This is a genomic window from Candidatus Protofrankia datiscae (assembly GCF_000177615.2).
Lineage (GTDB): Bacteria > Actinomycetota > Actinomycetes > Frankiales > Frankiaceae > Protofrankia > Protofrankia coriariae.
Genome location: NC_015656.1, coordinates 2,604,746 through 2,629,037, shown reverse-complemented (window position 1 = coordinate 2,629,037; position 24,292 = coordinate 2,604,746). Strand labels below are relative to the sequence as shown.

General features: G+C 71.2%; 23 protein-coding genes and 1 pseudogene. 8 read left to right on the top strand and 16 right to left on the bottom strand.

The features are described 5' to 3' along the window. Positions 1-72: 72 nt before the first annotated feature. Both FSYMDG_RS10790 and FSYMDG_RS10785 read left to right on the top strand, forming a co-directional pair. Complete coding sequence (locus FSYMDG_RS10790) at positions 73-1,437, top strand: MBL fold metallo-hydrolase (protein WP_013873540.1); 1,365 nt, start codon at positions 73-75, stop codon at positions 1,435-1,437. Further along, positions 1,434-2,891: an MFS transporter gene (locus tag FSYMDG_RS10785; protein WP_013873539.1), complete on the top strand. Its 1,458-nt coding sequence runs from the start codon at positions 1,434-1,436 to the stop codon at positions 2,889-2,891. Before FSYMDG_RS10790 ends, FSYMDG_RS10785 begins: the two co-directional genes overlap by 4 nt. A gap of 147 nt (positions 2,892-3,038) precedes the next feature. Here the strand turns inward: FSYMDG_RS10785 and FSYMDG_RS25295 are convergent, their stop codons facing one another. The 4 genes and pseudogenes from FSYMDG_RS25295 to FSYMDG_RS26120 all read right to left on the bottom strand — a co-directional run bounded on the left by FSYMDG_RS25295 (position 3,039) and on the right by FSYMDG_RS26120 (position 4,972). After that, a complete protein-coding gene (locus tag FSYMDG_RS25295; RefSeq protein ID WP_085948551.1) occupies positions 3,039-3,374 on the bottom strand; it encodes a hypothetical protein in 336 nt (111 codons plus the stop codon). Between the two features lie 125 nt (positions 3,375-3,499). Next, a pseudogene (locus tag FSYMDG_RS29620) lies at positions 3,500-3,642 on the bottom strand (aminotransferase class V-fold PLP-dependent enzyme); the annotation flags it as partial. A 103-nt stretch (positions 3,643-3,745) separates the two neighbouring features. Continuing rightward, the gene (locus FSYMDG_RS10775; RefSeq protein WP_043606047.1) at positions 3,746-4,201 is read right to left on the bottom strand and encodes a VOC family protein; all 456 of its coding nucleotides are present in this window, start codon (positions 4,199-4,201) and stop codon (positions 3,746-3,748) included. A 345-nt stretch (positions 4,202-4,546) separates the two neighbouring features. After that, positions 4,547-4,972 carry a hypothetical protein gene (locus FSYMDG_RS26120; RefSeq protein WP_131773961.1) on the bottom strand — a complete coding sequence of 142 codons (426 nt, stop codon included), beginning with the start codon at positions 4,970-4,972 and terminating at the stop codon, positions 4,547-4,549. Here FSYMDG_RS26120 and FSYMDG_RS10770 point away from each other — a divergent pair. From FSYMDG_RS10770 to FSYMDG_RS10745, 5 genes are all read left to right on the top strand, one after another. Beyond that, positions 4,971-5,549, top strand: a complete 579-nt coding sequence (locus FSYMDG_RS10770; RefSeq protein WP_013873537.1) for a cysteine dioxygenase — start codon at positions 4,971-4,973, stop codon at positions 5,547-5,549. The two genes, FSYMDG_RS26120 and FSYMDG_RS10770, sit on opposite strands and share 2 nt — an antisense overlap. Further along, a complete protein-coding gene (locus tag FSYMDG_RS10765; RefSeq protein WP_013873536.1) occupies positions 5,546-5,956 on the top strand; it encodes a rhodanese-like domain-containing protein in 411 nt (136 codons plus the stop codon). The genes FSYMDG_RS10770 and FSYMDG_RS10765 overlap by 4 nt, the downstream gene beginning before the upstream one ends. Before the next feature lie 165 nt (positions 5,957-6,121). Next, positions 6,122-7,204 (top strand): NlpC/P60 family protein, encoded by a 1,083-nt coding sequence (locus FSYMDG_RS24440; RefSeq protein WP_013873535.1) that lies wholly within the window; start codon positions 6,122-6,124, stop codon positions 7,202-7,204. Between the two features lie 644 nt (positions 7,205-7,848). Further along, positions 7,849-8,217 carry a WhiB family transcriptional regulator gene (locus tag FSYMDG_RS10750; RefSeq protein ID WP_013873533.1) on the top strand — a complete coding sequence of 123 codons (369 nt, stop codon included), beginning with the start codon at positions 7,849-7,851 and terminating at the stop codon, positions 8,215-8,217. A gap of 396 nt (positions 8,218-8,613) precedes the next feature. Beyond that, positions 8,614-9,141 carry a SixA phosphatase family protein gene (locus FSYMDG_RS10745; RefSeq protein WP_013873532.1) on the top strand — a complete coding sequence of 176 codons (528 nt, stop codon included), beginning with the start codon at positions 8,614-8,616 and terminating at the stop codon, positions 9,139-9,141. Positions 9,142-9,420: 279 nt separating this feature from the next. Here the strand turns inward: FSYMDG_RS10745 and FSYMDG_RS10740 are convergent, their stop codons facing one another. The 7 genes from FSYMDG_RS10740 to FSYMDG_RS10710 all read right to left on the bottom strand — a co-directional run bounded on the left by FSYMDG_RS10740 (position 9,421) and on the right by FSYMDG_RS10710 (position 18,873). After that, on the bottom strand, positions 9,421-9,615 hold the full coding sequence (locus FSYMDG_RS10740; protein ID WP_013873531.1) for a hypothetical protein: 195 nt from the start codon (positions 9,613-9,615) through the stop codon (positions 9,421-9,423). Positions 9,616-9,789: 174 nt separating this feature from the next. Beyond that, complete coding sequence (locus tag FSYMDG_RS10735; protein ID WP_013873530.1) at positions 9,790-11,310, bottom strand: alpha,alpha-trehalose-phosphate synthase (UDP-forming); 1,521 nt, start codon at positions 11,308-11,310, stop codon at positions 9,790-9,792. 592 nt (positions 11,311-11,902) lie between these two features. Then, positions 11,903-12,166, bottom strand: coding sequence for a hypothetical protein (locus FSYMDG_RS10730; protein ID WP_013873529.1), 264 nt, complete (start codon positions 12,164-12,166; stop codon positions 11,903-11,905). A gap of 192 nt (positions 12,167-12,358) precedes the next feature. Then, positions 12,359-13,621: a hypothetical protein gene (locus tag FSYMDG_RS10725; RefSeq protein ID WP_050803469.1), complete on the bottom strand. Its 1,263-nt coding sequence runs from the start codon at positions 13,619-13,621 to the stop codon at positions 12,359-12,361. Next, on the bottom strand, positions 13,600-16,785 hold the full coding sequence (locus tag FSYMDG_RS10720; RefSeq protein ID WP_013873527.1) for an FtsK/SpoIIIE domain-containing protein: 3,186 nt from the start codon (positions 16,783-16,785) through the stop codon (positions 13,600-13,602). Before FSYMDG_RS10720 ends, FSYMDG_RS10725 begins: the two co-directional genes overlap by 22 nt. Before the next feature lie 250 nt (positions 16,786-17,035). Then, a complete protein-coding gene (locus tag FSYMDG_RS10715; RefSeq protein ID WP_013873526.1) occupies positions 17,036-17,869 on the bottom strand; it encodes an ABC transporter permease in 834 nt (277 codons plus the stop codon). Further along, positions 17,866-18,873 (bottom strand): daunorubicin resistance protein DrrA family ABC transporter ATP-binding protein, encoded by a 1,008-nt coding sequence (locus tag FSYMDG_RS10710; protein WP_013873525.1) that lies wholly within the window; start codon positions 18,871-18,873, stop codon positions 17,866-17,868. Before FSYMDG_RS10710 ends, FSYMDG_RS10715 begins: the two co-directional genes overlap by 4 nt. Before the next feature lie 430 nt (positions 18,874-19,303). Here FSYMDG_RS10710 and FSYMDG_RS10705 point away from each other — a divergent pair, with 430 nt between their 5' ends. Further along, positions 19,304-20,359, top strand: coding sequence for a cation diffusion facilitator family transporter (locus FSYMDG_RS10705; protein WP_013873524.1), 1,056 nt, complete (start codon positions 19,304-19,306; stop codon positions 20,357-20,359). A 42-nt stretch (positions 20,360-20,401) separates the two neighbouring features. On the opposite strand, the gene FSYMDG_RS10700 is transcribed toward FSYMDG_RS10705, so the two are convergent. From FSYMDG_RS10700 to gcvH, 5 genes are all read right to left on the bottom strand, one after another. Beyond that, a complete protein-coding gene (locus FSYMDG_RS10700; protein WP_237703065.1) occupies positions 20,402-20,962 on the bottom strand; it encodes a MerR family transcriptional regulator in 561 nt (186 codons plus the stop codon). A gap of 433 nt (positions 20,963-21,395) precedes the next feature. Next, positions 21,396-21,869: a bifunctional nuclease family protein gene (locus FSYMDG_RS10695; protein WP_013873522.1), complete on the bottom strand. Its 474-nt coding sequence runs from the start codon at positions 21,867-21,869 to the stop codon at positions 21,396-21,398. A 287-nt stretch (positions 21,870-22,156) separates the two neighbouring features. Next, positions 22,157-22,942: a transcriptional regulator FtsR gene (gene ftsR / locus FSYMDG_RS10690; protein ID WP_013873521.1), complete on the bottom strand. Its 786-nt coding sequence runs from the start codon at positions 22,940-22,942 to the stop codon at positions 22,157-22,159. A gap of 34 nt (positions 22,943-22,976) precedes the next feature. After that, the gene (locus FSYMDG_RS10685) at positions 22,977-23,528 is read right to left on the bottom strand and encodes an FHA domain-containing protein (protein ID WP_013873520.1); all 552 of its coding nucleotides are present in this window, start codon (positions 23,526-23,528) and stop codon (positions 22,977-22,979) included. Between the two features lie 324 nt (positions 23,529-23,852). Next, complete coding sequence (gene gcvH, locus FSYMDG_RS10680) at positions 23,853-24,233, bottom strand: glycine cleavage system protein GcvH (protein WP_013873519.1); 381 nt, start codon at positions 24,231-24,233, stop codon at positions 23,853-23,855. Between the last annotated feature and the right edge of the window lie 59 nt (positions 24,234-24,292).

Sequence of the window (24,292 nt, the reverse complement as noted above, 5' to 3'; positions counted from 1 at the left end):
AATATCCATGGAATATTGTAGTAGTGGGTCGGGGGGTCCGTGACCTCACCCTGCTGGTGTCTGGAGGACGCTGTGGGTTTCACCGACGATCACCTGATACCGCTGGTCGACGCGGGGCTGGGTAACAGCGCCTACCTGGTCGATCTGGGCGAGGGCCGCGCGCTGGCGGTGGACGCCTCTCGCGACCTGCGCACCCTGCGCGCCACCGCCGCGCGGCGCGGCCTGACCGTGGCGTACGCGGCCGACACGCACCTGCACGCGGACTTCCTGTCCGGCGCGGTGCAGCTGTCCGCCGACGACGGCGCGACCGTGCTCGCCTCTGCTGCCGGGCGCCGGGCGTTTGCGCACACCGGCCTCGGCGACGGCGACGAGGTGGACCTGGGCGGGCTGACCCTGCGCGCGCTGGCCACCCCGGGACACACCGACGAACACCTGTCCTTCCTGCTGCTCGACGGGACACGTGAGCTCGGGGTGTTCTCCGGTGGATCGATCATCGTCGGCTCGGCCGCCCGCACCGATCTGCTGGGCGCGGACCGGGCGGAGGAACTGGCCCGCGCGCAGTACCGGTCGGTGCGCCGGATAGCGCAGCTGCCAGCGGAGACTGCGCTGTGGCCCACCCACGGGGCCGGGTCGTTCTGCTCGGCACCTCCCCGCGCGGAACGGACCAGCACCGTCGGTGCGCAGAAACGGACGAACAACCTGCTCGCGGCCGCCGACGAGGACGCATTCGTCGCCGCGCTGCTCGGTTCGCTCGGTTCGTACCCGGCGTACTTCGACCGCCTCGCCGAGATCAACCGCCGTGGCCCCACACTCCTGGACGCCACCCCGTCCGTGCCTGCGCTGAGCCCCCTCGACGTGCGGCGGCTCGTCGAGGCAGGCGCGCAGGTCGTGGACGTACGGCCGGCAGCGGACTTCGCTTCAGGCCATATCCCCGGCGCGCTGTCGAACCCGCTGCGCGAGCAGTTCGCGACCTGGCTGGGCTGGCTGGTCCCCGACGACGCGCCGCTGGTGTTCGTCGCCGATCCGGGGCAGGACCTGGCCGACGTCGCCTGGCAGGCCGCGAAGATCGGATACGAGCGGATCGCCGGGCACCTGGCGGGCGCCATGGACGCCTGGCGCGCTGACGGCGGCCCGCAGACCACCCTCGGGTTCCTCACCGCCGCGGCCATCGGCGACCGGCCGGTGCTGGACGTGCGGCAGGACGCGGAGTTCACCGCCGGGCACCTGCCCGACGCGCTGCACACCGAACTCGGCTCCCTGGAAGGGGTGGCGGATACCGCGCCGGACGGGGCGGTGGTGATGTGCGGGCACGGCGAACGCGCGATGACCGCCGCCAGCGTGCTGGCCCGTGCCGGACGCACCGGGCTTGCGGTGCTGGCCGGCGGGCCGGGCGACTGGACCCGCGTCACCGGCCGGGCGCTGGAGGAAGGCACGTGAGCGCCCCCACCACCGTCGGGTCTCCCGCAGAGCCCACCGTGCGGCTCGGGCTGCGCGAGAACCTCCCGCAGTTCGTGCTGCTCGTCGCCGTCAACGCGCTCGTCGGCGGCATGCTCGGCCAAGAGCGCACCGTGCTCCCGCTGCTCGCCCGCGACGAGTTCGGCCTCGCCGGCAACACGTTCATGCTCACCTACATCCTCGCGTTCGGGGCGACCAAGGCGGTCACGAACTTCTTCGCCGGGACCTGGTCCGACCGGTACGGACGCAAACCCGTCCTGATCGCCGGATGGCTGATCGCTCTGCCCGTCCCCGCGCTGCTCGCGTGGGGCCCGTCGTGGGGCGCGATCGTGTTCGCCAACGTGCTGCTCGGGGTCAACCAGGGCCTGACCTGGTCCACCACGGTCATCATGAAGATCGACCTGGTCGGCCCGTCGCGGCGCGGCCTGGCCATGGGCTTCAACGAAGCGGCCGGGTACGTCGCGGTCGCCGCGACCGCGATGGCCACCGGCGCGATCGCCGCGCACGCCGGCCTACGACCCGAACCGTTCCTCCTCGGCGCCACGTACGCCGCCCTCGGTCTGGGGCTCTCGGTGCTGGTCGTGCGTGAGACCCGCGGCCACGCCCGCGCCGAAGCAGCACGCCACCCCGCCTCCGCCAACCCCGAGCACCACGGCGAGCTGACCACCGGGCAGATCGCCCGGCGCACCAGCCTGACCGACAAGGCGCTGTCGTCGGCGAGCTGGGCGGGCATGGTCAACAACCTCAACGACGCCCTGGCCTGGGGCGTCTTTCCGCTGCTGTTCGCCGCCCACGGCCTCACGGTCACCGAGATCGCCGTGCTCGCGGCGGTGTACCCGGCGGTCTGGGGCGCCGGCCAGATGCTGACAGGCTGGTGGTCCGACCGCATCGGCCGCAAACACCTCATCACCGCAGGCATGCTCCTCCAGGCCGCCGCTATCGCCCTGGTCGCCGCCGGAACGTCGGTCAGCGCGTGGGCCGTCGCCCAAGTTCTGCTCGGCGCGGGCACCGCGCTGGTCTACCCAACACTGCTCGCGGTGATCGGCGACGTCGCCCACCCCGCCTGGCGTGCCCGCGCGGTCGGCGTCTACCGGCTGTGGCGCGACGGCGGATTCGCCGTCGGTGCGCTGCTCGCCGGAGCCGTCGCCGACCTGTTCAGCGTCCAGGCCGCGATCTGGACCGTCGCCGCGCTCACCGCCATCGCCGGCCTCGTCGTCGCGGTCCGCATGTACGAGACACACCCGTACAACATGACTCCGATGGACTGCCGCCCCCCGCTGCGGCGGCCTACCCCTGCCACCGGTCAGCCCGGAGCCGTCAGCGGATGTCCGCCCCACCACCCCCACCGCCGCCCTGCCCGGCATGACTCGCGTGTAGGCCGCGCCCGGCCCCGCCACCGAAACCGAACGCGATCCGCGCCACCGGAACCACGGTGACCTTCTCGCGCACGACCGGCTCCCCGAACACCGCCGTCACCGACGCGCGCGCACCGATCCGGTCCACCACCCGCTCCAGCAGCGCCGCCGCCGCGTCGGCCGAATCCCGCACGGGGGCCGGCCGTTCGCCTTGTCTGTCGGAGGCGGTCATCGCACTTCCCCGTCTTCCGCGTGCGGGCGCACGGCGGTACCGAGAATGTGAGCGGCCGCAGGTGAGGGGACGCGCGTGGCCGGGAACGCGAAGCGGTCCAGCACGGTGACGTCGAACCCCGCGCCGCGGATCGCGGCCTCAGTGACGCGGCCGGTGTGGCAGCCCCCGCACAGCAGCGGCCACACCGTCGCGTCCACGGCCTTCTGCACCCGGCGCATCCGCGCACTGCCTGCCCGCACATGCTCGAAGAACCGCGACTGCCCGCCCGGGCGCAGTACCCGGTACGCCTCCCCCAGCGCCGCGTCAGGGTCGCGGACCGAGCACAGCGTCATGCAGAACACCACCGCGTCGAACGCCCCGTCCTCGAAGGGGCGGCGCCCGCGCCCGCGGTGCCGTCCACGTGGCCGGCGGCCGCCCCGCGGCCCGGGCTGTCGTCCGGGTGACTGGTGGCCGCCGGACCGGGCAGGCAGCGGGCGAGCAGGTTGAGCGCGTCGGTGGTGTTGCGGGTGAACACCACGACGTCCTCGGGCCGCGCGCCGACTCGTACAGCGCGGTGGTCACCTGGGAGGCATATCCGGCGCCGCGGTGGACGCTGGCGTAGACATGACCTGCGCCGAGCATACCGGGGATGCCGGACACACGCCGCCGACGGCGACAGCCCCGGCGGCCGGGAGCCGCCGGGCGGCCCGTTCGCGGGCACGGGCTACGGGCTGCCGAAGTCCGGGAGGATGAGCGAGCCGTCCTCGGCGAACGAGAAACCGGGATTGTGGGCGATCTCCCACGCGTGGCCGTCGAGGTCGGTGAAAACCCCCGCGTAGCCGCCGTAGAACGTCTCGGTCGCGGGGCGGGTGACCGTGGCACCCGCCCGTTGCGCCGCCGCGATGATGCCGTCGACCTCCGCTCTGGAGCGGACGTTGTGCGCGAGCGCGACACCGCTGAACCCGCCTGCCCGCCCACCGGCACTCCCCTCGGCGTCCTCGGCGATACCGCAGTCACGGGCCAGCTTGTCGCGTCCCCAGAGCACCAGAACGGCGCCGCCAGCCTGGAAGAAGACGGTCTCCTCGAGCTCCTGGCCCTGCCAGCCCAGCCGCTCGTAGAACGCCCGGGCACGCCCCACGTCCCCGACACCCAGTGTGATCAGACTGATCCGCTGCTCCATGAGCGGAAGGTACCCGGCCGTTTTCTCCGGCGAGGGGCGGCCTTCCGGACGGATCGCTGCGGACCCTCCCATCCCGCCCGGCGGCCCGTCCGCGATGACGGTCGCGGGCCCGTGGCCGGCAAGGTGCGGGGCATCGGGAGTTTCGGGTTCTGAGATGTCTCGCGGCTGGTGGGACAGCGTCGGACTGATGATCGAAAGGATGCTGCCGGGAACGGTGCGGGATGGCCCGGGCGGGGCGTCAGAGCGGGTGAACAAGAATAAACGAGGATTGTGGTGGCGGGTCGGTTGTACAGTGCCGAGCATGGCATCCCGCCGCATTCTGCTGCACAGCGATCGCGTGATCGATCACGCGCTTGTGGCCAGCGCGGCGTGTACCAGCGGGTGTGGCCCGCGCGGGATGTGCTGACAACCGCGGACCGGCGCCACGGCACCGGTTCCGGTCGCGTCATCCCAAGCCGTCCGGTCACACCGGTACGTCACCGGCCCGTCTGAATCATCCCGTTCCGACCGCTCGTCCGGATTCTGGCGCGTTCTCCGATTTGCCGTGCGCACCTGGTTGTCAACCAGCCGATTTTTCTCGGGGGCGGCGGTTGCGCCGGGAACGCCGGTCGGCGGTGACGGCAGGAACGCCGAGGTGCGCGTCACGGCCTGCGGGCCAGTCGTCCCGAGGGTCCACCGGCAACGCGAAAAAAATGTAATCACGCTGTTTTTCCACCCGTACCGCTCGCCATCCGTATCGCTTTCCGCCCGTACCGACAGGGAGTCGAGCATGCCACTCATCCACCCACTACTCGCGGGCACCGCCCTGGTGCCCGATTCCCTGCTGCGGGACGAAAACGAAACGGTGGAACCGCATGTGTTGGCCGCGCTGACCCGCTCCCTCGGTGCCGCGACCGGGATATGGACGGCAATCCTGCGCCACGACCCGGTCAACCGCTGGTACACCCGGCTCGTGCTGTCCGGATCGGTCGAGGTGTGGCTGATCAGCTGGTGCCCGGGCCAGTACACCCGCGCGCACGACCATGGCGGCGCGTTCGGTGCGCTGAGCGTCATCCAGGGACCCGTCACGGAGATCGCCTGCGACGCGGACTGGCGGCCCCGTGACTGGCGGCAGCATGAACGGGTGGCGTCACTCACATTCGATCGGAACCACATTCACAAGGTGGGAAATTCGGGGACCATCCCGGCCGCGACCATCCACGCCTACTCTCCCCCGGAACTGCCGATGCGGTACGCACCGGACGCCGCCGAGCAGGCGGTCGAGGGCTTCCTGCTCGAGAACGCGCTCGGTGGCGCCGCCACTGGGGACGCGGCGGGGGCGCTCGCCGTGGGCGGAGGGCGGCCGTGAGCGGCAGCCGGATCGACGCAGTGCTTGCCCGGGCACGCGCCCGCCTGGAGCGTCTCGACCCGCCTACGGCCGCGGCGGCGGTGGCGGACGGGGCACTGCTGGTCGACATCCGGCCCGCGGCCCAGCGCGGCGCCGAGGGCGGCATCCCCGGCGCGCTGATCATCGAACGTAACGTCCTGGAGTGGCGGCTGGACCCCACCAGTGACGCACGTCTCCCGCAGGCCACCGGCGACGACATCAAGGTCATCATCATCTGCTCGGAGGGGTACACCTCCAGCCTCGCGGCGGCGTCCCTGCAGGATCTGGGCCTGCGCCACGCCACCGACGTCGTCGGCGGCTTCCGCGCGTGGGAGCGCAGCGGCCTCCCAACGATCACTCACAGCAGCAAAGATCATCACCTTCAGTAACTAACTTCACTGAAAGGTCTTGGCCGATCTCTTAGCGTAAGGGTGCTCACTATCACGGTGAGTAACGGGGATGACCGCCGGAGCCCGTCCGCATCCCCGTGTCGGCCACACGCGCGGACGGGGCCGGGGCCCATCTGCCCGGAACGGCGGCAGAGGGGTGATGGCATGTCCATCTCGAGCCGTACGGTCTCACCCACGATCACCGCGGTTTCCTGCGCCGTCGCCGTCGCGGTGGCCCTGACGCCTCATCCGGCCGGCGCGGCCATCGCGTCGGCCGGCGACGCGCCCGCCGCGGCCGCCGCGGCCCTGGGCGCCCCGACGACGGGGCAGGGATCCGCAACGACCTGGACGGACGGGCAGGAGTCCGCCAGCGGCAGGCAGAAGCCCAGCAACACCAGGAAGAGGGCCACTGGCGACAGGCAGAGGTCCGCCGGCAACCGGCGGAAGTCATCCGACAGCAGAAAGGAATCCACGGGCGGCAGGCAGGAATCATCAGGTAACGAATGGGAATCATCCGGTAACGGATGGGGATCCTCCGACGGCGAATGGGAATCCTCCGACGGCAGGCAGGAGTTCCCCCGCAGGTCGTTGCGGCTGGGCAGCCAGGGCGACCCGGTGGCGCGGCTGCAGATCCGGCTTGGGATCTTCGCCGACGGGAGGTTCGGCCCGCGGACCGCGCGCGGCGTCCGCACCTTCCAGTCCGGCGCCGGCCTGACCATCGACGCCGTGGTCGGCCCGCGGACCTGGGGTGCGCTCTTCGGCGCGTCAGCCGCGCCGACGGTGTCCGCCCCGGCCTCAGCCCAGCCGGTGCCAGCGCTGCTGACAACTCCGGCAACGGCACAACCGGCGGTGGCGTCAACGGCGGCGCTGACAGTGGCTCCGGTCGGGGCGTCCACCTCGGTCGCGGCGGCGGCGTTCGCGGTCGCCCAACAGCAGATCGGCAAACCGTACCGCTACGGTGCCGCCGGGCCGAACGACTTCGACTGCTCTGGTCTGGTCAAGTACGTGTACGCCCAGGTCGGCGCCTCGGTCCCCCGTACCACCTACGACCAGTTCGCCGCGTTGCAACCGGTCAGCCGCGCCGACGCCCGGCCAGGAGACGTGATCTTCTTTCTCGACGCCGAGGGGGAGGCCTACCACGACGCCATCTACGCCGGAAACGGACAGATGATCGTTTCGCGTCGGCCCGGCACCAACGTCCAGTACCAGGAGATCTGGTCGGGCGACTATCGCATCGGACGGGTCTGAAGACCGGAGGACCTGTGGCTTCCAGTCGGACGGGAAGCATGATCGCATCACCTTGGGCGCTCTGACCGTAGACTCTGCGCCACGCGCTGCCGGCGATCATAGCTGTGATTCTGCTCACCCTTGCGATCGTCAGGAACACCGTCCCCGATTCCCCGGGGGCGGGCGGGGACCCGGGATGCCCGGTTTGGTAGCACCGGGCATCTACTACGAGTGGTAGTACGTACACGCAACGCTGCGATTTGACAACGGAACGCCGATCGGCAGGGCCAGAACCGAGTGTGTTGGGCGTGCTGCGGACGCGAGCGTTCCGGAACCCTTGCTATCCCGTCGAGAGCCGTCTACGTTCCTCGGTTAACGAGACGAGACGGGTTCGTTTCCGACGAAGAGGGTGTCCAGGCGTGCGCAATTCATGCCGGACAACCCTGAGTCCGTCCCTCCCCGAGGTTGTGGTTCCGCGTGAGAAGAGGAGTCGATGTGCCTTCCAACACATCCACTCGCTGCCGCGCATTGTCATGTCCGCCGCAAGCGACGTCCCCAGGAGACATCATGCTGAGTCAGCTGCGGCTGCTGCCCACAGGTAGCACTGCCGCCTACCACCATCGGCTCGGATTGTGCCCCGATAGCGGCAGAATCGGCGGAATCTCATGAGCGCCGGCGTACCGGTCCTGCCCGGACGAGACCTTCCGCCGCAGCCCTACGGTGCTGGCTGGCCCACCTACTGGCGGCAGGAAGCCGCCTGCCGGGACGGGGATCCCGACGCGTTCTTTCCGCCGGACGGACGTAACACCAAGGCCCGGGCCGCGGCGGAAACCCGGGCGCGGAAAGTATGTGCCGGCTGCTCCGTGCGGCGGGCCTGTCTCGCGACCGCCTTATTCCGCCAGGAGGAACACGGCGTGTGGGGTGGGCTTACCTCGGACGAACGCAATTCCGTGGTTCCCCGTGGCCGGCTCAGCGCGGACGAAGCCCTTGCCTTTGCCGACCGTCTGCTGCTTTCCACGTACGCAACCAGCTGATCCTTTCGGTCGGTTTTTAGCTCCACCGTAGGACATCTTTCATCACCTCGGGTGAGGCACCGCCGTCGATGTGAGCTGTCGATGTGAGCGGGTGCCTCGCCCGGCGCCATGGCCGGGGCACCGATGATCGGCAACGGTCGGCACGGCACCGGCAGGCGAGGCTTCCCTCGTCCGGGTGCGTGAGGCTTCCCATGCGGGTGAGATGCCGCCGGATGAGGCGGGCGCCCCGCGGCGGGCGTAGAAAAGAACCATTGACGCCCCGGTCCGAGATGGGCAGGCTGCGTGTCGTCGCCGTCCGAGGAGGAGTTGCGTGTCGCCTCGTCCCGCGCCCGGTCGCGGCGTCCGGGTGTCTGCCAATCTCCCTCCCCCCACAGGTCTCTCCTCACGGGCCGTGCGGTGAGGCCGCTGCGTCGCCTGTTGCTGCTGCGCCACGGCAAGTCCGACTGGGCCGACGGCAGCGTGCCGGACGCCGATCGCCCGCTGTCGCCGCGCGGCCGGGCCGCCTGCCGTCTCATCGCCGAGCATCTGACAGCCGACCAGCTCGCGCCCGACCTGGTGCTGTGCTCCTCGGCCCGCCGGACCCGTGAAACCGTCGAGCAGATCGCCGGAGCGCTGCCGGCGGCCGTCCCGGTACTGACCGAGGATCGGCTCTACCTCGCCGACGTGTCGGACCTGCTCGACCGCCTTCGGGAGCTCGACGACGGCGTCCCCACCGTCCTGCTGGTCGGCCACAACCCGGGTATCCACGCTCTCGCCACCGGTCTGCTCCCGGTCGGCGAGCGCTCGCGCCTGCCCACCTTCCCCACCGCGGCGCTGGCCGTCGAGGACCTGGCGGTGGGCCGCTGGGCGGAGCTGGGGCCGAGTACGACGCGGCTGGTCTCGTTCGTCACCCCACGCTCGCTGGCCGGCTCCAGCAGCCACTGAAGCCCCTGGGCCCCTGACCCGCCGGTGGCTGGCAGCTACCGCGGCCGTCCTGGCCCGGTATGGCCCGGCCCGGCGTGGAACACGGGTATGGCCCGGATGGTAACGGCTGCCGCGGCAACGTACGAGGCCACGGCAACGACGAAGGACGACACCTCGTGCCGCACTGTGCGCCGCGGGCGTCAACCGTCGTGCGTGGCGACGTGCCCTGCCCGGTCGGGCAGGGCGGGGCTGATCATGTTTTTCGGGTGTTTCCCGCGACCGCGGTACGCGGGTGGAGCGTCAGTACGCCTGTTCCATGATCTGGGAGGCGACGGCAGTGATCAGGCCGACGACCAGGGCCACGCCGGTCACGATCCACAGCGGTACCGAGTGCAGGACGAGAGCGAAGACACCGACCGTGAACGCCGCAATGATCAGAAAAACCGCGGTCCACGAACCCACGTTCGCCTTGTGGTGACCGCTGGAACTCGCCACGTCCGCTCCTCAGCCCATCAACGATCAGCCAACCTGGGTGGTGGCTGCTGTCACCGCCCGAGACTACCGGTAAGCCACGGCAGAATCCTGCCGGTTACTCACAGTAAGACAAGGAGGACTCAGACTGTCTTCTGACCAGGGCCCTGGTCAGATTGTCAAAGCTCGGGCAGGTCTTCAAAGGTAGCCGGCGAGCTGGGCGAGGTCGTCGAGCTGGTCGCTCAGCCAGCGTCCCACGTCGTGCGTGCGTACCTGTTCGGCCGCCGCGGCCAGCCGCCGCTGCCGCTCCTCCAGCGGCATGGTCAGAGCCCCGTACAGGGCGTCCGCCATCTGCTGGACGTCGAAGGGGTGCAGGGTGACCGCGTACTCCCCCAGCTCCTCGTGGGCTCCGGCGTTCTCCGACAGGGCCAGCACGCCACCGCGCCGGTTGACCACCGCGACCTCCTTGGTCACGAGGTTCATGCCGTCCGCCAGCGCGTTGACCAGGATCACGTCGCAGATCGAGTAGGCGGCCACCGCGAGCGGGAAGTCCTCCGCCATCCGCAGGTCGATGGGCTGCCGGCCGTCCTTGGTGTGCCGGGCGTTGATCTCCGCCACCACCGCGCCGATCAGCGCGATGTAGTCGGCGTACTCGGGCACGTCGGTGCGGCTGGGCTGAAGCAGGGCGAGGAAGCTGACCTTGCCGACGAGCTCCGGATGCTGGTCGAGCAGTGCGCCGAAGGCCAGGAAGCCCCGCACGACGTTCTTGCTCGGGTCGGTGCGGTCCACCCGCAGAATCAGCTGCCGCTCCCCGTCCAGGAAGGTGTACCGCAGCATGGCGACGTGCCCGGCGACGTCCTCGGTGCTCAGCGTCGCCTCCAGGGCGGCGGTGTCCACCGAGATCGGGTAGTAGCGGGCCCGCACGACCCGGTCGTCGACGAACACCAGCAGATTGTCCAGGTCGACGTCCAGGCCGAGCAGGTCCTGGGCGCACAGGACGAAGTGGCGGGCGTAGCGCCGGGTGTGGAAGCCGACGACGTCGCTGCCGAGCAGGCCGCGCAGCAGCCGTTCCCGGATACCGGCCGGCAGGATCCGCCACTCGTCCGGCCCCGGCCACGGGATGTGGATGAAATGGGTGAGCACGACGTCCGGGCACAGCTCGCGGACCCGCTCGGCCACCAGGTAGAAGTGATAGTCCTGCAACAGGACCAGCGCCTTGCCACCGCGGGCGCGAACCTCGTCGACGACCGCGTCCGCGTACACGCGGTTGACCGCCGCGTAGCCGTTCTCGAACGCGTCGTGCTCGGCCAGGGTGATGACGGGTGACAGCGCCCGGCCGTAGAGCCCGTGCTGGACGAACCACAGGATCGGGTTCGACCAGACGCTGTAGAAGTCCGCGTAGGCGGCCGGGTCGGTGGTGACCAGCCGGACCCGGATCGAGGGGCCGTCGGGTTCGTCCTCGACGACGTGGGGGTATGGAGACGTCTGCACGAGGATCGAGCCGCCCTGCGCTTCGCTGGCGACGACAGCGTCCTCCTCGGTGGACGCCCCGCACACCCAGACGGCGTCGTCAAGATGCTCGGCGAGGCCGGAGAGGGCTGACACCAGCCCGCCCGCCCCACGGTTGACGGTGCGTCCGGACACGTCACGGTCGAAGCTCACCGGGCCGCGGTTGGACAGCAGCACCAGCGGCAGGTTCAGGATGGGGGTAGCCGGCACGGTGGTGGGGCCTCCTTAGTGATCCACGGCGGGGACCTCGGCAGTACGGAAAGATCGTTCCCGCGTCGCCCACGACCCTCTGGTCGCACATGGCAGTGGCACCGGATGGCCGTCAGACCGGTGAACGCCCACGCACTAACGTCCCCGCGGACCTCCGACCGCGCGATGAGAGCATGATCGCTTTACCCTCGGCCTCTCTGGATGATTCGGACTTTAGTGAGGCCCGCTAAAAGACGCATCGGGTTGCAGGGAACATGCGGACTTGTTACCCGGACCCTCACCTACGACACGTTGGCGACCGACAGCGGGCACCCGCTCACGGAGAATATACCCCTTGTCGGCATTCACGCGCAGCCGATCCAGATATGCCCGTTTGATCCCGACCGGGTCGTGACAGCCCGAGCCGGCCCGCGGCGGTCCCGCGGTGAGTACCGGCCGACGCGAACAGCGATCACCGACGGCTGCCCGCGGCACCGGGGCACATGCGGTGCATCTCCGGGGCGGTCGGCCGGCGGCTGCCCCGGACATGGCCGGCCCCTGGAGAACCGTCCGCGGCCCACACGGAAGAAGCCGGTCGGCCCGGACGAGCGATCTACAGGCTGTCGCTGTAGTCGCGGACCTCCTGCACCGCCGACCCGAGCGCCGCCAGCGAGTCCTGGATGCGCTCCCGGGTCTCCACCAGCGCGCTGGTCAACTGCTCCACGGCGCGGTGCGCGCTGCCGTCGGTCGCGGCCAGGACGATCGCCTGCGCTTCTTCGATCATGGTCAGCGCGCCGTCCAACTGACCGGTGACCTCGTCGGTACGCCGGAACGCCTCACCAAGCTGGGACTTGACGTCGGCGATGGTGCTCGTCACGGAGGTCCTGCCCTTCTTCTGTCACGTCCGCTCTTGTATCCCACCTGCGGAGCCATGTCCCTGAAGGCCCCCCACGAGGCCTGCGCCCCCGAAAGCCACTGCCGGGCCGCACCCCTGAAAGCTCCTGCGGGGCTTGTACCTCCGGGGACGTGCATGCCCCAGGGACAGCGCCCCGGAGGGCCGGCGGCCGGGTCACTTCCGCTGCGGATGTCGCGGCGCGCCGACACCGAGCCCGAACCGCAGCGCCAGCACCAGCGCCACCAGCGAGGCGATCACGTCGGTCGGGTCCAGCGACGCCACCCGTATGGTCGCCAGCACCGCGGCACCGGCCGTACCGGCCCCGAGCAGCGCCGCACGGGCAACCTCCACCCGAGCCACGTCGGTCGCCACCGCCACACCGACGGCGGTGAGCACGGCGGCACCGGTGAGGGACGGCAGCGCCGCAACCCCGAACAACACCCGCAACACGGTCACCCCACCAGCCACCAGCAGGCAACCCAGACCGATGACGATCGCGGCCGAGGCCGACGAACCGGACCGTGTGACCGCCCGCAGCTCGGCTGCGTGCCCCATCGCGATCAGGCACAGCTCGTGAGCACGCCCCGGCGCCTCGGACGGCTCGAACGGAACCGCCGCACCGGCGGAGGCCGCCCTGACCACCTGTCTGGTACGTGCCCGCCGCTGCGGCGCGGCGCCGCCGGCCGGGCGCGCCCGGCCCGGCTCACCGCGGCGGTGCTGGGCCCGGGCGATCGGCCGGCCACCGGGCCCGTGCCCACGGCCAGGCCCGGTGACGACGGGTATGTCACGGTCGGACGTGCGGCCGGCCACGTCGTGGCCGGCCACGTCATGGCCAGGTACATCATGGTCGGACAGGTAACGATCAGAAAAATCGTGATCGGCTGCGGCGACGGCGGGCACGTCGTCGGCCCGCTCCACCGGAGGCGGCCGGAGCTGGTCAAGGCTGCTGATCCCGTGGTGCGCGAGCGGTTCGGCCACCGTCCGCCACACCTCGTCGACCTTGGCGCGGATCGCCTCCGCCGACTCCCGGTGCGCCTGCGCGAGCGCGGCACGCCGCTGCCGGCCGGCGGACATCCGGTCCTCCACCTTGTTCCTGGCCTGGTTGAGTTCGGCGAGCAACGCCCGGTAGCGCACGGCCGCGATCAGCGGGTCGTCGAGGTCGGGATCACGCAGGGCGGGCTCCAGGACGGGCTTGTGGTGGAGGTCGACCCGGCGCCGCGGGTCGACCTCCGGTACGGCGAGGAAGCCACCCGGCTGGTCGGGCACGTCAACCATGATCCTCGTTTCGTGGGTTGCGGGCGCGCCGGTCACCGGCCCGGTCGTTGCCCCGGTGGCCGGTGGCCGGCGGCACGGGAGGGCGCCGGCGCCGTTGCCGTCGACTCGTCCAGTGTCGTCGACGCGTCCAGCCGGCCCGGTCACCCCGGTAGCCTCCTCCACGACTCCTGGTCGTGCCGCGGGTCACCCGCCACCGCCGCCGGCGGCTCGGCCTGGGCCGGCAGCGGCGAGAACGGGACAATCGTGCGGGTCTCCGCATACCCGTTCCGGTCGAACAGAACCGCCCGGTTCGGGCCCGTCCCCGCGGTGACCGACCGGTTGCCCGCGAGACTGAACAGGTCGCTCGCAGGCACGCCGACCGCGACCCACGCCCCCACGTCGTCGCGGTGCATGGGGCCGAGATCGTCGAGCAGCCGGCCCGGGCCGCGCCACCAGCCGAGCAGGTGCACCCGCTGGCCAGGGCCCCGACGGGTGACGAAACGCAGGTCGTCCAGGCCCGAACGGCGGGCGGGAGGCTCCTTGGCCTCCAGGACGGCCCGCCCGGCGTCGGCGGCGAACAGGACGAGCAGCCGCACCGGCCGGGCGAACCTCTCGTAGGACCGGTCGCCGGGCCAGGGGCCGCCGGCCGCGCCGGCCAGCGCGGTCTCCTCCCGGTCCCGTACCTCGTCGCTGATCTCCCGCAACACCCGGCGCAGCGCCGCCGGCGGATGGACCCGGGCGGACTGCCCGACGGCACGGACCCGGCCGGCGAGCACCTCCGCCGCCTGCGTGGTCTCGGCGGTGACCGCGACGATGTCGACCCGTACGCCGCCCGGCGCGTCCTGGCCCGCGACGCTCACCACGGCCGCCTGCAGCACCCCGACCGCCTCCCGGCGCAACGGGCCGAGCACCGCGAGGTTGCGTCCCGGCAGCGGGGACAGCCGCACCCCCACGGCAGCCGGATGCAGGTCGAGGGGGACCCCTACCAGGGCCAGCGGCTCGGCCGTCCCGGCGGTGCCCGCGCCGTCCCCGCTGTCGGCACCGCCGATCGCGCCACTGCCGTCGGGGCTGCCCTCGAGGGCTGCGGCGTCGGCGGCGCCGGCACGCTCGGCGCGCTCCACCGGGACGGGCGTACCCGCGAGCGACCGGTAGAGCTGGTTGTCGTCCAGGATCGCCGGTGCGTGGCCGACGAAAACCCGTGGCCCGGGTCGGCCCGGCGCGCCGGGCGCCCCCGCCCCCGCCAGGCTCGCGCGCAGCGACGTGAGCACTGCCGGGGTGGGGTAGGCCACCCGGACGAGTTCGTTGCCGGCCGGGTGGCCGTTACGCCGGTTGACGATGGCCTCCCCCACGCCCGCGAGCGCGCCCGCCGCCTCGTTGGTGGTCGACAGCAGCACCCGGGACTCCGAGATCGAGGTGCGCAGCGCGATCCGCAACGCGAACTGACCGAAGATCGAACCGCGCTTGCCGGCGGTGGCGTCCAGGGCGTCGATGCCCGACAGCGTCTGGCTGGCCAGCAGCAGGTGGATGCCGTAGGCGCGGCCCTGGCGGGCGAGCGCCTCCAGATGCGAGACCGCCTCCCGCGACACCGCGTCGAGCGGGGTGAGCATCACCTGGAACTCGTCGATCACCACCAGGATCCGCGGCCAGCCGGCGCCGCCCTGCGCGGCCCGCAGGCCGCGCAGGTCCCGGGCGCCAACGGCCCGCATGGCCAGGGCCCGGCGCTGCATCTGGGCGCGGACATGGCGCAGCACGGCGACGCCGAACTCCCGGTCGCTGTCCATCCCGATGGTGTCCGCGTGCGGCAGCACGAACGGGTCGTCGGCCCGGGGGGCGAACTGGGCGAACTCCAGGCCCTCCTTGAAGTCGAGCAGGTGGAAGCGCAGCTGCTCGGGGGCGTAGCGGGCGGCCAGCCCGTACACCACGTCGAGCAGCAGCGTCGACTTGCCCGAGCCGGCCTGCCCGCCCACAAGAGCATGGACGGTGTCGTCGTCGAAGCGGAGCGTGACCGGACCGTCCGGTCCGAACGCCACCGGGACGCTCAGACCACCGGCCGCGTCGAAGCTCCACAACGTGTCGGGAAGCAGCGCCCGGGCGTCCGGGTGGCGGGCGGCCTCGACGGCCGTCGAGGCCGCGACGGACTCGGCGACCGCGGCCACCAGCTCGGGCGGCGGCGGGTCGTCCAGCTCGCATTCCAGCGGCCCGGCCAGCGAACAGCTCCAGACCGTCGGGGCGGCCGCGGAAACCCGGTCGCCGTCGGGCACGCCCCCGGCAGCGGTGAACAGACCGTCCACGGCGGGATCCTCGGTGGGCCCGGTCGCGCGCAGGGTCTCGGCGCCCGTCAGCGTCTCGTGCCCCCGGCGGCCGACGACGGCCGCACCGCCGTCCTCCACCAGCGCGATCACGTGCACGCCGCACGCGGGGCCCTGGGCGGCGACCGCCTCCAGCGCCCGCGCGGCGTCGTCGGCCAGCGACGGCCAGGCCAGCAGCACCAGCAGCCGCCACGGCTCGGCCCGGGGCAGGCCCGCGGCCTCCCGTTCCCGCAGGGAGGCGAACCGGCCACCAAGCCGGTCGACGGTGATGCGCCCGACGTCCGCGGACAGCTCCCCCAGCGCGGTCTCCAGCCTGGTCCGGGTGGTCAGGGTGGGGCTGACCACGCCGGCGGCCCGCAGCGGGGCGAAGCCGGCGAGCCCGGCGCCAAGCTCGTAGGGGTCGTAGACGGTGACCCGGACCGATCCCGGTGGTGCCGCCGCGAGCACCCGGGTGAGCAGTGCCCGTACGACGCCGACGCCCTCGGCCCGGCGGTCACGGTCCACCACGATCCGCAGGTTGCCGCCGTCGAGGAGACTGACGGCCAGCGGCACCTCGGCGGTCTGCCCGCCGGGCAGCAGAGGTGGGACGAGTACCCGGCCCACCCGCCACAGCCCCGGCCGGTAGGGACGCCCGGCCGCCGGCCGTGGTCGCGGACGGCCTGGCAGTTCCGGCAGCTCGGGCAGGGCGGTGGCGGCCCCGCTCCCCGGCGCGTGGCCGGCCGGTTCGGGCGACGGCCACAGCGGTGACGACCAGGGCGCGCTGGCGAGGTCCGGCGTCTGTCCACGGGCGATCGCGGCGGCCATCCCGATCGCGGCCGGCAGCTGCTCGTCAGCAACGTCGGGGATGGCGTGCCAGACATCCACGGAAGGCGCCCGCTGGCCGGGCGGGCGGGCCCGGCCGCCGGATGCTGGCCCGTCCGCGCCGGGCCGTTCGACCTGGTCGGCCAGCGCGTCCAGTTGGTCGGCAAGGCTCAGCGCCTCGCCCAGGCATGTCTGAATGCCGGTGACGAGTGTCCGGACCCGCCGAGTGCCCGACACCACGACCTCCCCGCGCTCACACCGATGCCACGACGGAGCACCAACCTAACGGCAAGATCCGGTCAGGGCGGGGTTTTCCCTGACTCCAACGGTGTCCGCGAATGTGACGCTACCGGACGAGGACATCCGTACATCGTGCCCGGGCCAGGTGGGGATGGTCCAGTACGGACGGCTGGGCATCCGCGGTGTCGGCCCAGCTGACCAGGCCGGTCGGGCCGGTCGGGCCGGTCGGGTCGGTGACGTCGGTGGGTCAGCCGCCGGTGGACCGCCGGTAGACCCGGATACACCACGGCACGAAGACGACGAGCATCCCGACACACCACGCCAGCGACTGGAGCAGCGCGGAGGCCACCGGGCCGCCGAGGAACAGCGCCCGCGTCGCGTCGATCGTCACGGTGATCGGCTGATGCTCGGCGAAGGCCTGCAGCCAGCCCGGCATCGTGCTGACCGGGACGAACGCGGAGCTGGCGAAGGTCAGCGGGAAGACCCAGATGAACCCGGCCGACTGCGCCGCCTCCGCGTTGCGCACCGACAGCCCGATCACCGCCGACACCCAGGCGAACGCGTAGGAGAACAGCAGCATGAGGGCGAAGCCGACCAGCACCGCGGGCACGGTCGTGTCACCGAAGCGGAACCCGACCGCGATCCCGACCAGCAGCATGATCGCGACTACGAACACGTTGCGGAACAGGTCCGAGAGGGTCCGGCCGGCCAGCAGCGCGCCCCGCGACATCGGCAGCGAGCGGAACCGGTCGATCAGGCCACGCTGGCGGTCCTCGGCGAGCCCGACACCCGTCACCATGCTGCCGAAGATCGCCGTCTGGATGAAGATCCCGGGCATCAGGAAGTCCACGTAGTCCACCCCGGGCCCGACGTTGATCGCGCCACCGAACACGTAGACGAACAGCAGCACGAACATCACCGGCTGGATCGTGGAGAACACCAGCAGCTCGGGCACCCGCCAGGTCTGGATCAGGTTGCGCCGGCAGACGACCCAGGCGTCCAGTAGCGACCAGACGAGCCTGCTGCGGCCCTCGACCGGCCGGACCGCGACGGCGGCGGCGTTGCCGCTGATGGTGCTCATGTCGTCACCAGATCCTCGGTGGTGGTGCTCTCGTGCGGGCTCGTGGCCGTGCCCTCGTCGCGCGCGTGATGGCCGGTGAGTGCCAGGAAGACGTCGTCGAGGGTGGGCCGGTGCAGCGCGATGTCCTCGAGGGCCACGCCCACCTCGTCGACGCCGCGGACCAGGTCCGGCAGCACGCCGGCACCGCGGTTCATCGGCGCGCTCAGCCGCCGCCGGTCGACGTCGACACTCACCTCGCCGGAGGCGAACCGTGCCAGCACGCCGCGCGCGGCGTCGACGTCCCCGCCCCGGGTGATCACGATGTCGAGACGGTCCCCGCCCACCTGCGACTTCAGGTCGTCGGCGGTGCCCTCCGCGATGACCCGGCCACCGTCGATCACCGAGATGCGCCGGGCCAGCTGGTCGGCCTCCTCCAGGTACTGCGTCGTCAGCAGGACGGTGGTGCCGTCCCGGACGAGTTCCTCGATGACTTTCCACATCTGGATCCGGCTGCGCGGGTCGAGCCCGGTCGTCGGTTCGTCGAGGAAGAGCATGGGCGGCGCGAGGATCAGGCTGGCGGCCAGGTCGAGCCGCCGGCGCATACCACCGGAATAGGTGCCGGCCTGTCGGCGGGCGGCGTCGGTGAGGTCGAAACGTTCCAGCAGGGTTTCGGCACGGGCCCGCGCCGAAACAACCGACAGCCGGTAGAGCCGGCCGAACATCTCCAGGTTCTCCTGGCCGGTGAGCCGTTCGTCGACGGCGGCGTACTGACCGGTGAGCCCGATTCGGGACCGCAGTTCACCCGCGCGTCGGCTGACGTCAAGACCGAGAACCTCGGCATGTCCGGAATCGGCACGCAACAAGGTGGTGAGAATTTTCACAGCGGTCGTCTTGCCGGCGCCGTTCGGACCGAGGACCGCGTGTACTGTCCCGGTCGCCACGCTGAGATCCAGACCGGCGAGCGCGACGCTCGTGCCGAAGCGCTTGTGCAGGTCGTGCGCGAGTACCGCGGGTTTGTCAGACACAGTTGGCGATCGTACGGCACGCCACCGACAGGTTCGGGAACGGCGAAGTGACCTGCCGCTGCGCGTGTACGACGGCTCTCCCGGCCCGCCCCGACCACTCGACGATCATCCAACCGGGCGGCCGGCCGGGGCCGGCGCGAGACGGTACGGAGCATCGACGGCGACGGGAACGGCGGTGGCGCCGGCGGCCGCGGGCACCGCTGCCGCCCGGGCATGTCACGGGCGGGAAGCCGTCCCGGCCGTGACATCCGGAGAAATCGCCCGCCCGGATGCGGGAAACGGACGGCGGGAAAACAGCGCCGCTTCCCGGAACACTGAATCCGATATCGACAGCCATTTTCAGCGCAAATGACGGGACTGGTTGAAGGAAGTAACGTTGAAAGCGGGGGCGGCCATGGCAGGACAGCGGCGGGCCAGGAAAGGAAGACCGGTGGCGGAGAATACCGGAACAGCGCACGGCCATGGCCGCGGCAGCGGCCGGCACACCGGTCACGAACACGACACCGGTCACGGACGCGACGCCGGTCACGGGCACGACGTCGCCGCGGACGCGGACCGACGCTGGCTGATGATCGCCCTCGGCGTCATCCTCGCCTATCTCGTCGTGGAGGTCGTCGTCGGCCTGCTCGCGCACTCCCTGGCGCTGCTGTCGGACGCGGCCCACATGCTCACTGACGCAGCGGCGATCATGCTGGCGCTGGTGGCTCTGCGGGTCGCGGCACGGCCGGCCGGCGGCGCCTACACGTTCGGCCTGCGCCGGGTGGAGATCCTCTCCGCCCAGGTCAACGGGCTCACCCTGCTCCTGCTGGCCGGCTGGCTCACCGTCGAGGCGATCCGCCGGCTGTTCACCCCGGGTGATGTGGCCGGTGGGCCCATGCTGGCCGTCGCGCTCGTCGGGGTGGCCGTCAACCTCGCCGCGGCCTGGGCGATGAGCCGGGCCAACCGGACGAGCCTGAACATCGACGGCGCCTTCCAGCACATTCTCAGCGATCTCTACGCGTTCGTCGCCACCGCCGCCGCGGGCGTGGTCGTTCTCGCCACCGGCTGGGAGCGCGCGGACACGATCGCCTCGCTGACCGTCGTCGTCCTCATGGTCAAAGCCGGTGCCGGCCTGCTGTACGCGTCCGGCCGGATCTTCCTCGAGGCTGCTCCCGACGGGGTCGACCCGGACGGCATCGGTGCCGCGATGGCCCGCCGGCCCGGTGTCAGCGAGGTCCACGACCTGCACATCTGGCAGATCACCTCCGGTGAGCCGGCGTTGTCCGCGCACGTGCTGGTGCATCCCGACGCGGACTGCCACGCCGTCCGGGTCGGGATGCACGCCTGGCTGCGGGAGGAGCATCACATCGACCACATCACCTTGCAGGTCGACCATCTGCCCACCGCGGCGCACCCCACGGCCGGGCGGCCTGACGACCCGCACTGTGCCGCGCCGCACGGCACCACGCACTACGCCGCGAGCCGCGCCGCCGCGAACCCACACTGACCGCTGCGGATCATCATCGATGGCCGGCCGGCCGCGGGGCCGTCAGGCCGAGCTGCGCCGGCTGCGCCGGTTGGCCAGTTCGTCCCCGGGATGACCGACCGCTGTCGGCTCGGTGTGCCCGCGTTCGGGACGTTCGGTCGGAAGCTGGGACAGCTGCCCGCGCATGTCCTGGACGGCCCGGCCGACCGCGATCGCGAAAACCCCCTGGCCGCCCTGGACGAGGTCGATGACCTGGTCGTCGGAGGTGCACTCGTACACGGTCGACCCGTCGCTGACCAGCGTGACCTGCGCCAGGTCCTCGATCCCGCGCAGGCGCAGGCAGTCGGCGGCGGCGCGGATGTTCTGCAGGGAGACCCCGGCCTCCAGCAGCTTGCGCACGACACGCAGGACCAGCACGTCCCGGAAGGAGTACAGCCGCTGGCTGCCCGACCCGGTGGCGCCGCGCACGCTCGGCACGACCAGGCCGGTGCGGGCCCAGTAGTCGAGCTGCCGGTAGGTGATGCCCGCGGCCGCACACGCGGTAGGCCCCCGGTAACCGACATCGTCACCGGGCGGCAATGGAAGATCGTCCGGGAAGAGCTGTCCCTGTCCGATCATCGCCATCCGATCATCGCTGTCGTCGTCCCGTCCGCCAGCCAGTCACCCGGGCTCGCTCAGCCGCCTCGACTCGACGGTAAGAGCCTCGGGCGATCCCATCAATGATCGTGATTGGCGTGTCCCGTGACAGACCCACAATGTTCCCAGATCAAGCCTTTGTGAGGATACAGCCGCACACGGCCACAGCGGTCGGCGAACCGTACGAATCGGCTGGGAAGCCTTTCGGCGGCCCGAGAACCAGGCGGCTGACAGGGCGTCCTGACGCGCCCGCAGGCTCCTGGAACCTGACGACGGTCGACACGGACCGCCTGCCAGGCACGCCCGTACGACCGGCACACCGACGGCGCTCCCGTCCACGTCATGGTCTATACGGAAAGTCCCGGCATGTGACCTTCTGTACGGCCCGCCGGCCGGCGCGTCACAAGCTCGGACCCTGCCTTCAGGAGCCTGGCGTGTTGAAGTCCTCCGGTGAGATCGTGTCGAGGAACTCCCGGAACTTCTCCAGCTCGTTCTCCTGCTCCTCCGGCACGGTGATCCCGGCCTCGGCGAGCACGGACTCCTCGCCGTAGACCGGCGCCCCCATCCGCATCGCCAGTGCGATGGCGTCCGACGGCCGGGCCGAGACCTCGACCCCGTTGCCGAACACGAGTGTGGCGAAGAACACACCGTCCTGCAGGTCGTTGATGGTCACCCTGGTGAGCTCGGTCCGCAGGGCACGCAACACGTCACGCATCAGGTCGTGCGTCATCGGGCGGGCGGTCGTGATGCCCTCCTGTGCGAAGGCTATGGCCGTCGCCTCCACCGCGCCGATCCAGATAGGCAGGTAACGCTCACCGCCGACCTCCTTCAACAGGACGATCGGCTGCTTCGACGGAAGCTCGACACGAACGCCGACGATGTCCAGCCGATGCACCGATCTACCTCCTCGCGCAGGTGGGCAGGACGGGATGATCCGACCGGAAACTGTAAACCGCCACCGGCTGACACTATCCCGGTCTCCGGACTTCGTCAGCGGCCCGGCGCCTCCGACAAGATCTCCTACAAGATCCCCGATCAGATCCCCGACAGGGTCGGTCGCTGTCCGGACCTGCCACCCCAGTCAACAATAGGTGCCCGTACCTGGGCCGGCCCACGCAACCGACAGACGCCGCGCCCCCGGCCGGCGGTGTCACGTGCCGGCCCGGGGCGCCGCCGGGGACGTCACGTCCCCGGCCCGGAGCGCAGCCGGGAGCGCAGCAAGGCCGCGTGCAGCCGCACGAGCAGCCCGGCGATCTCGTCCAGGGCCTCCTCTGCCCGCCCGCCGCTGAACGGGTCACGCTGCGCCCGCAGCGGTACCGTCACCTGCTCGATCAGCCCGGCCTCCCGGTCGGCGGCCACCCGCGACGGGCGCAGATGCCGAGGCTGGATGCCAAAGCCGCTCAGCGCGGCGAACGTCCGCGCGACAGCCAGCGCGTCCCCGTCGAAGTAGCTGCCCCCGGGACGGGGCGCGACCAGCCCGTACTGCTCGAGTTCGGTGAGTTCCTGCTCGCTGACACCGGCCGCGGCGAGCAGCTCCCGTCGTGACATCCGCACCTGCTCGCCGTTGTCGAGCAGGGCGTCGAGGGGGCTGGGTGACGGCGGCGCCACCACACGTGGGCCGGGACGCTCCCGGGGGAGCAGCCCGCGGTCCAGCGACTCCAGCTCCTGCTTGATCACTCTCAGCGGCAGGAAACGCTCGCGCTGCGCCCCGAGGACGTAGCGCAGCCGGGCGACGTCGTCGGCGGAGTACTTACGGTAGTTCGCGCTCGTGCGAGCGGGGGTGACGAGCCCCTCCGCCTCCAGATAACGGATCTTGGACAGGGTCACGTCCGGGTAGTCCAGCCGCAGCTGGTCGAGGATCTCACCAATGGTGAGGGTCTTCGCGCTGGAGGCATCCGCCTGGCCCCGCGGCGTCCGCGCAGGCGCGGGTACGGGTACGGAACGGGCCGTGGCGCGGCCGGCGCTCATCGACGCGACCCTCGACTCACCGCGAACCGCCTGCTCACTGCGGGCCCCCGCCACCCGTCAACGGCGCCGGTCCGGTCAGGAACACCAGCCGGAACTTGCCGATCTGCACCTCGTCGCCGCTGGAGAGCTCGGCGGAGTCGATCCGCTCACGATTGAGATAGGTGCCGTTGAGGCTACCGACATCGCGTACCGCAAAGCCCTTGGTGTACGGCGAGCGGTGGAACTCGGCGTGGCGACGTGAGACGGTCACGTCGTCGAGGAAGATGTCGCTTTCCGGATGGCGGCCGGCGGTGGTCAGGTCGGCGTCCAGCAGGAAGCGGCTGCCCGCGTTGGGGCCGCGTTTGACGACGAGCAGACCGGAGCCGGGTGGCAGCGCGTCGACCGCGGCGACCGCGTCCCGCTCGCTCGACTCGTCGACGTGATCACCCTCGACGCCCGACAGGGCGGCGGCGAGGTTGAGCGTGGAGGTCTGTTCGGCAGGCCGCTCCGGCGCGATGGGCTCACCTGGACGTACCAGCGGTGACCCGCACCGTGCGCAGTACAGGGCATCGGTCGGGTTCTGCTGTCCGCACCTCGTGCAGAACACGGTCGCGTCTGCTTCCTGCCGGACCGCCGCGGACGCGGTTGGCCGGCCACTCGGGCCACCTCGCCTGGGGGTGGCGAAAACGTTCGTTGCCTCCTCGGAGCCACGCCCGTCCCCTCATCCGGTAACGGCTCCGAGACCGGAACAGGAAACACCGACCGTGAGATCGCGGCCTCGTATCGCCTTCCCGGCGCACAACGAGGCTAGTGCATCAGGCCCACTGCCGCGAAAAGGGGAGCTGGAGAGCTATTCCGGCGTGGCGTCCGTAGCGTCAACGCGAACGACTGACGGCATTCCGTAGATGTTCCGTGGATACTCCGTAGACCTTTACTGTGCTTTCACATGCTGGAGGTACGCAGCGGCGTCCAGCAGTGACACGGTCGCGGACGTGTCGTCGACAGCCAGCTCGACCAGCCAGCCCTCCCCGTAGGGATCGGAGTTGACCAGCTCGGGGGTGCTGTCGAGCACCTCGTTACGGGCGATCACCTCCCCTGAGACCGGAGCGTAGACATCGGAGACGCTCTTGGTCGACTCCACCTCTCCGAACGGCCGGCCAGCCTCCACCCGTTCCCCTACCGCTGGCAATGTCACAAAAACGATGTCGCCGAGAGCCTCCTGGGCGTAGGAGGTGATACCCACCCGTACGGTGGCCTCGTTCACCCGGACCCACTCGTGCTCCCTGGTGTACTTCAGGTCCTCCGGGTACACGCGGGACTGCCTCCGATACTCCTCAAGGCCGCCGGCGACACGCGACGAACGCCCGTACC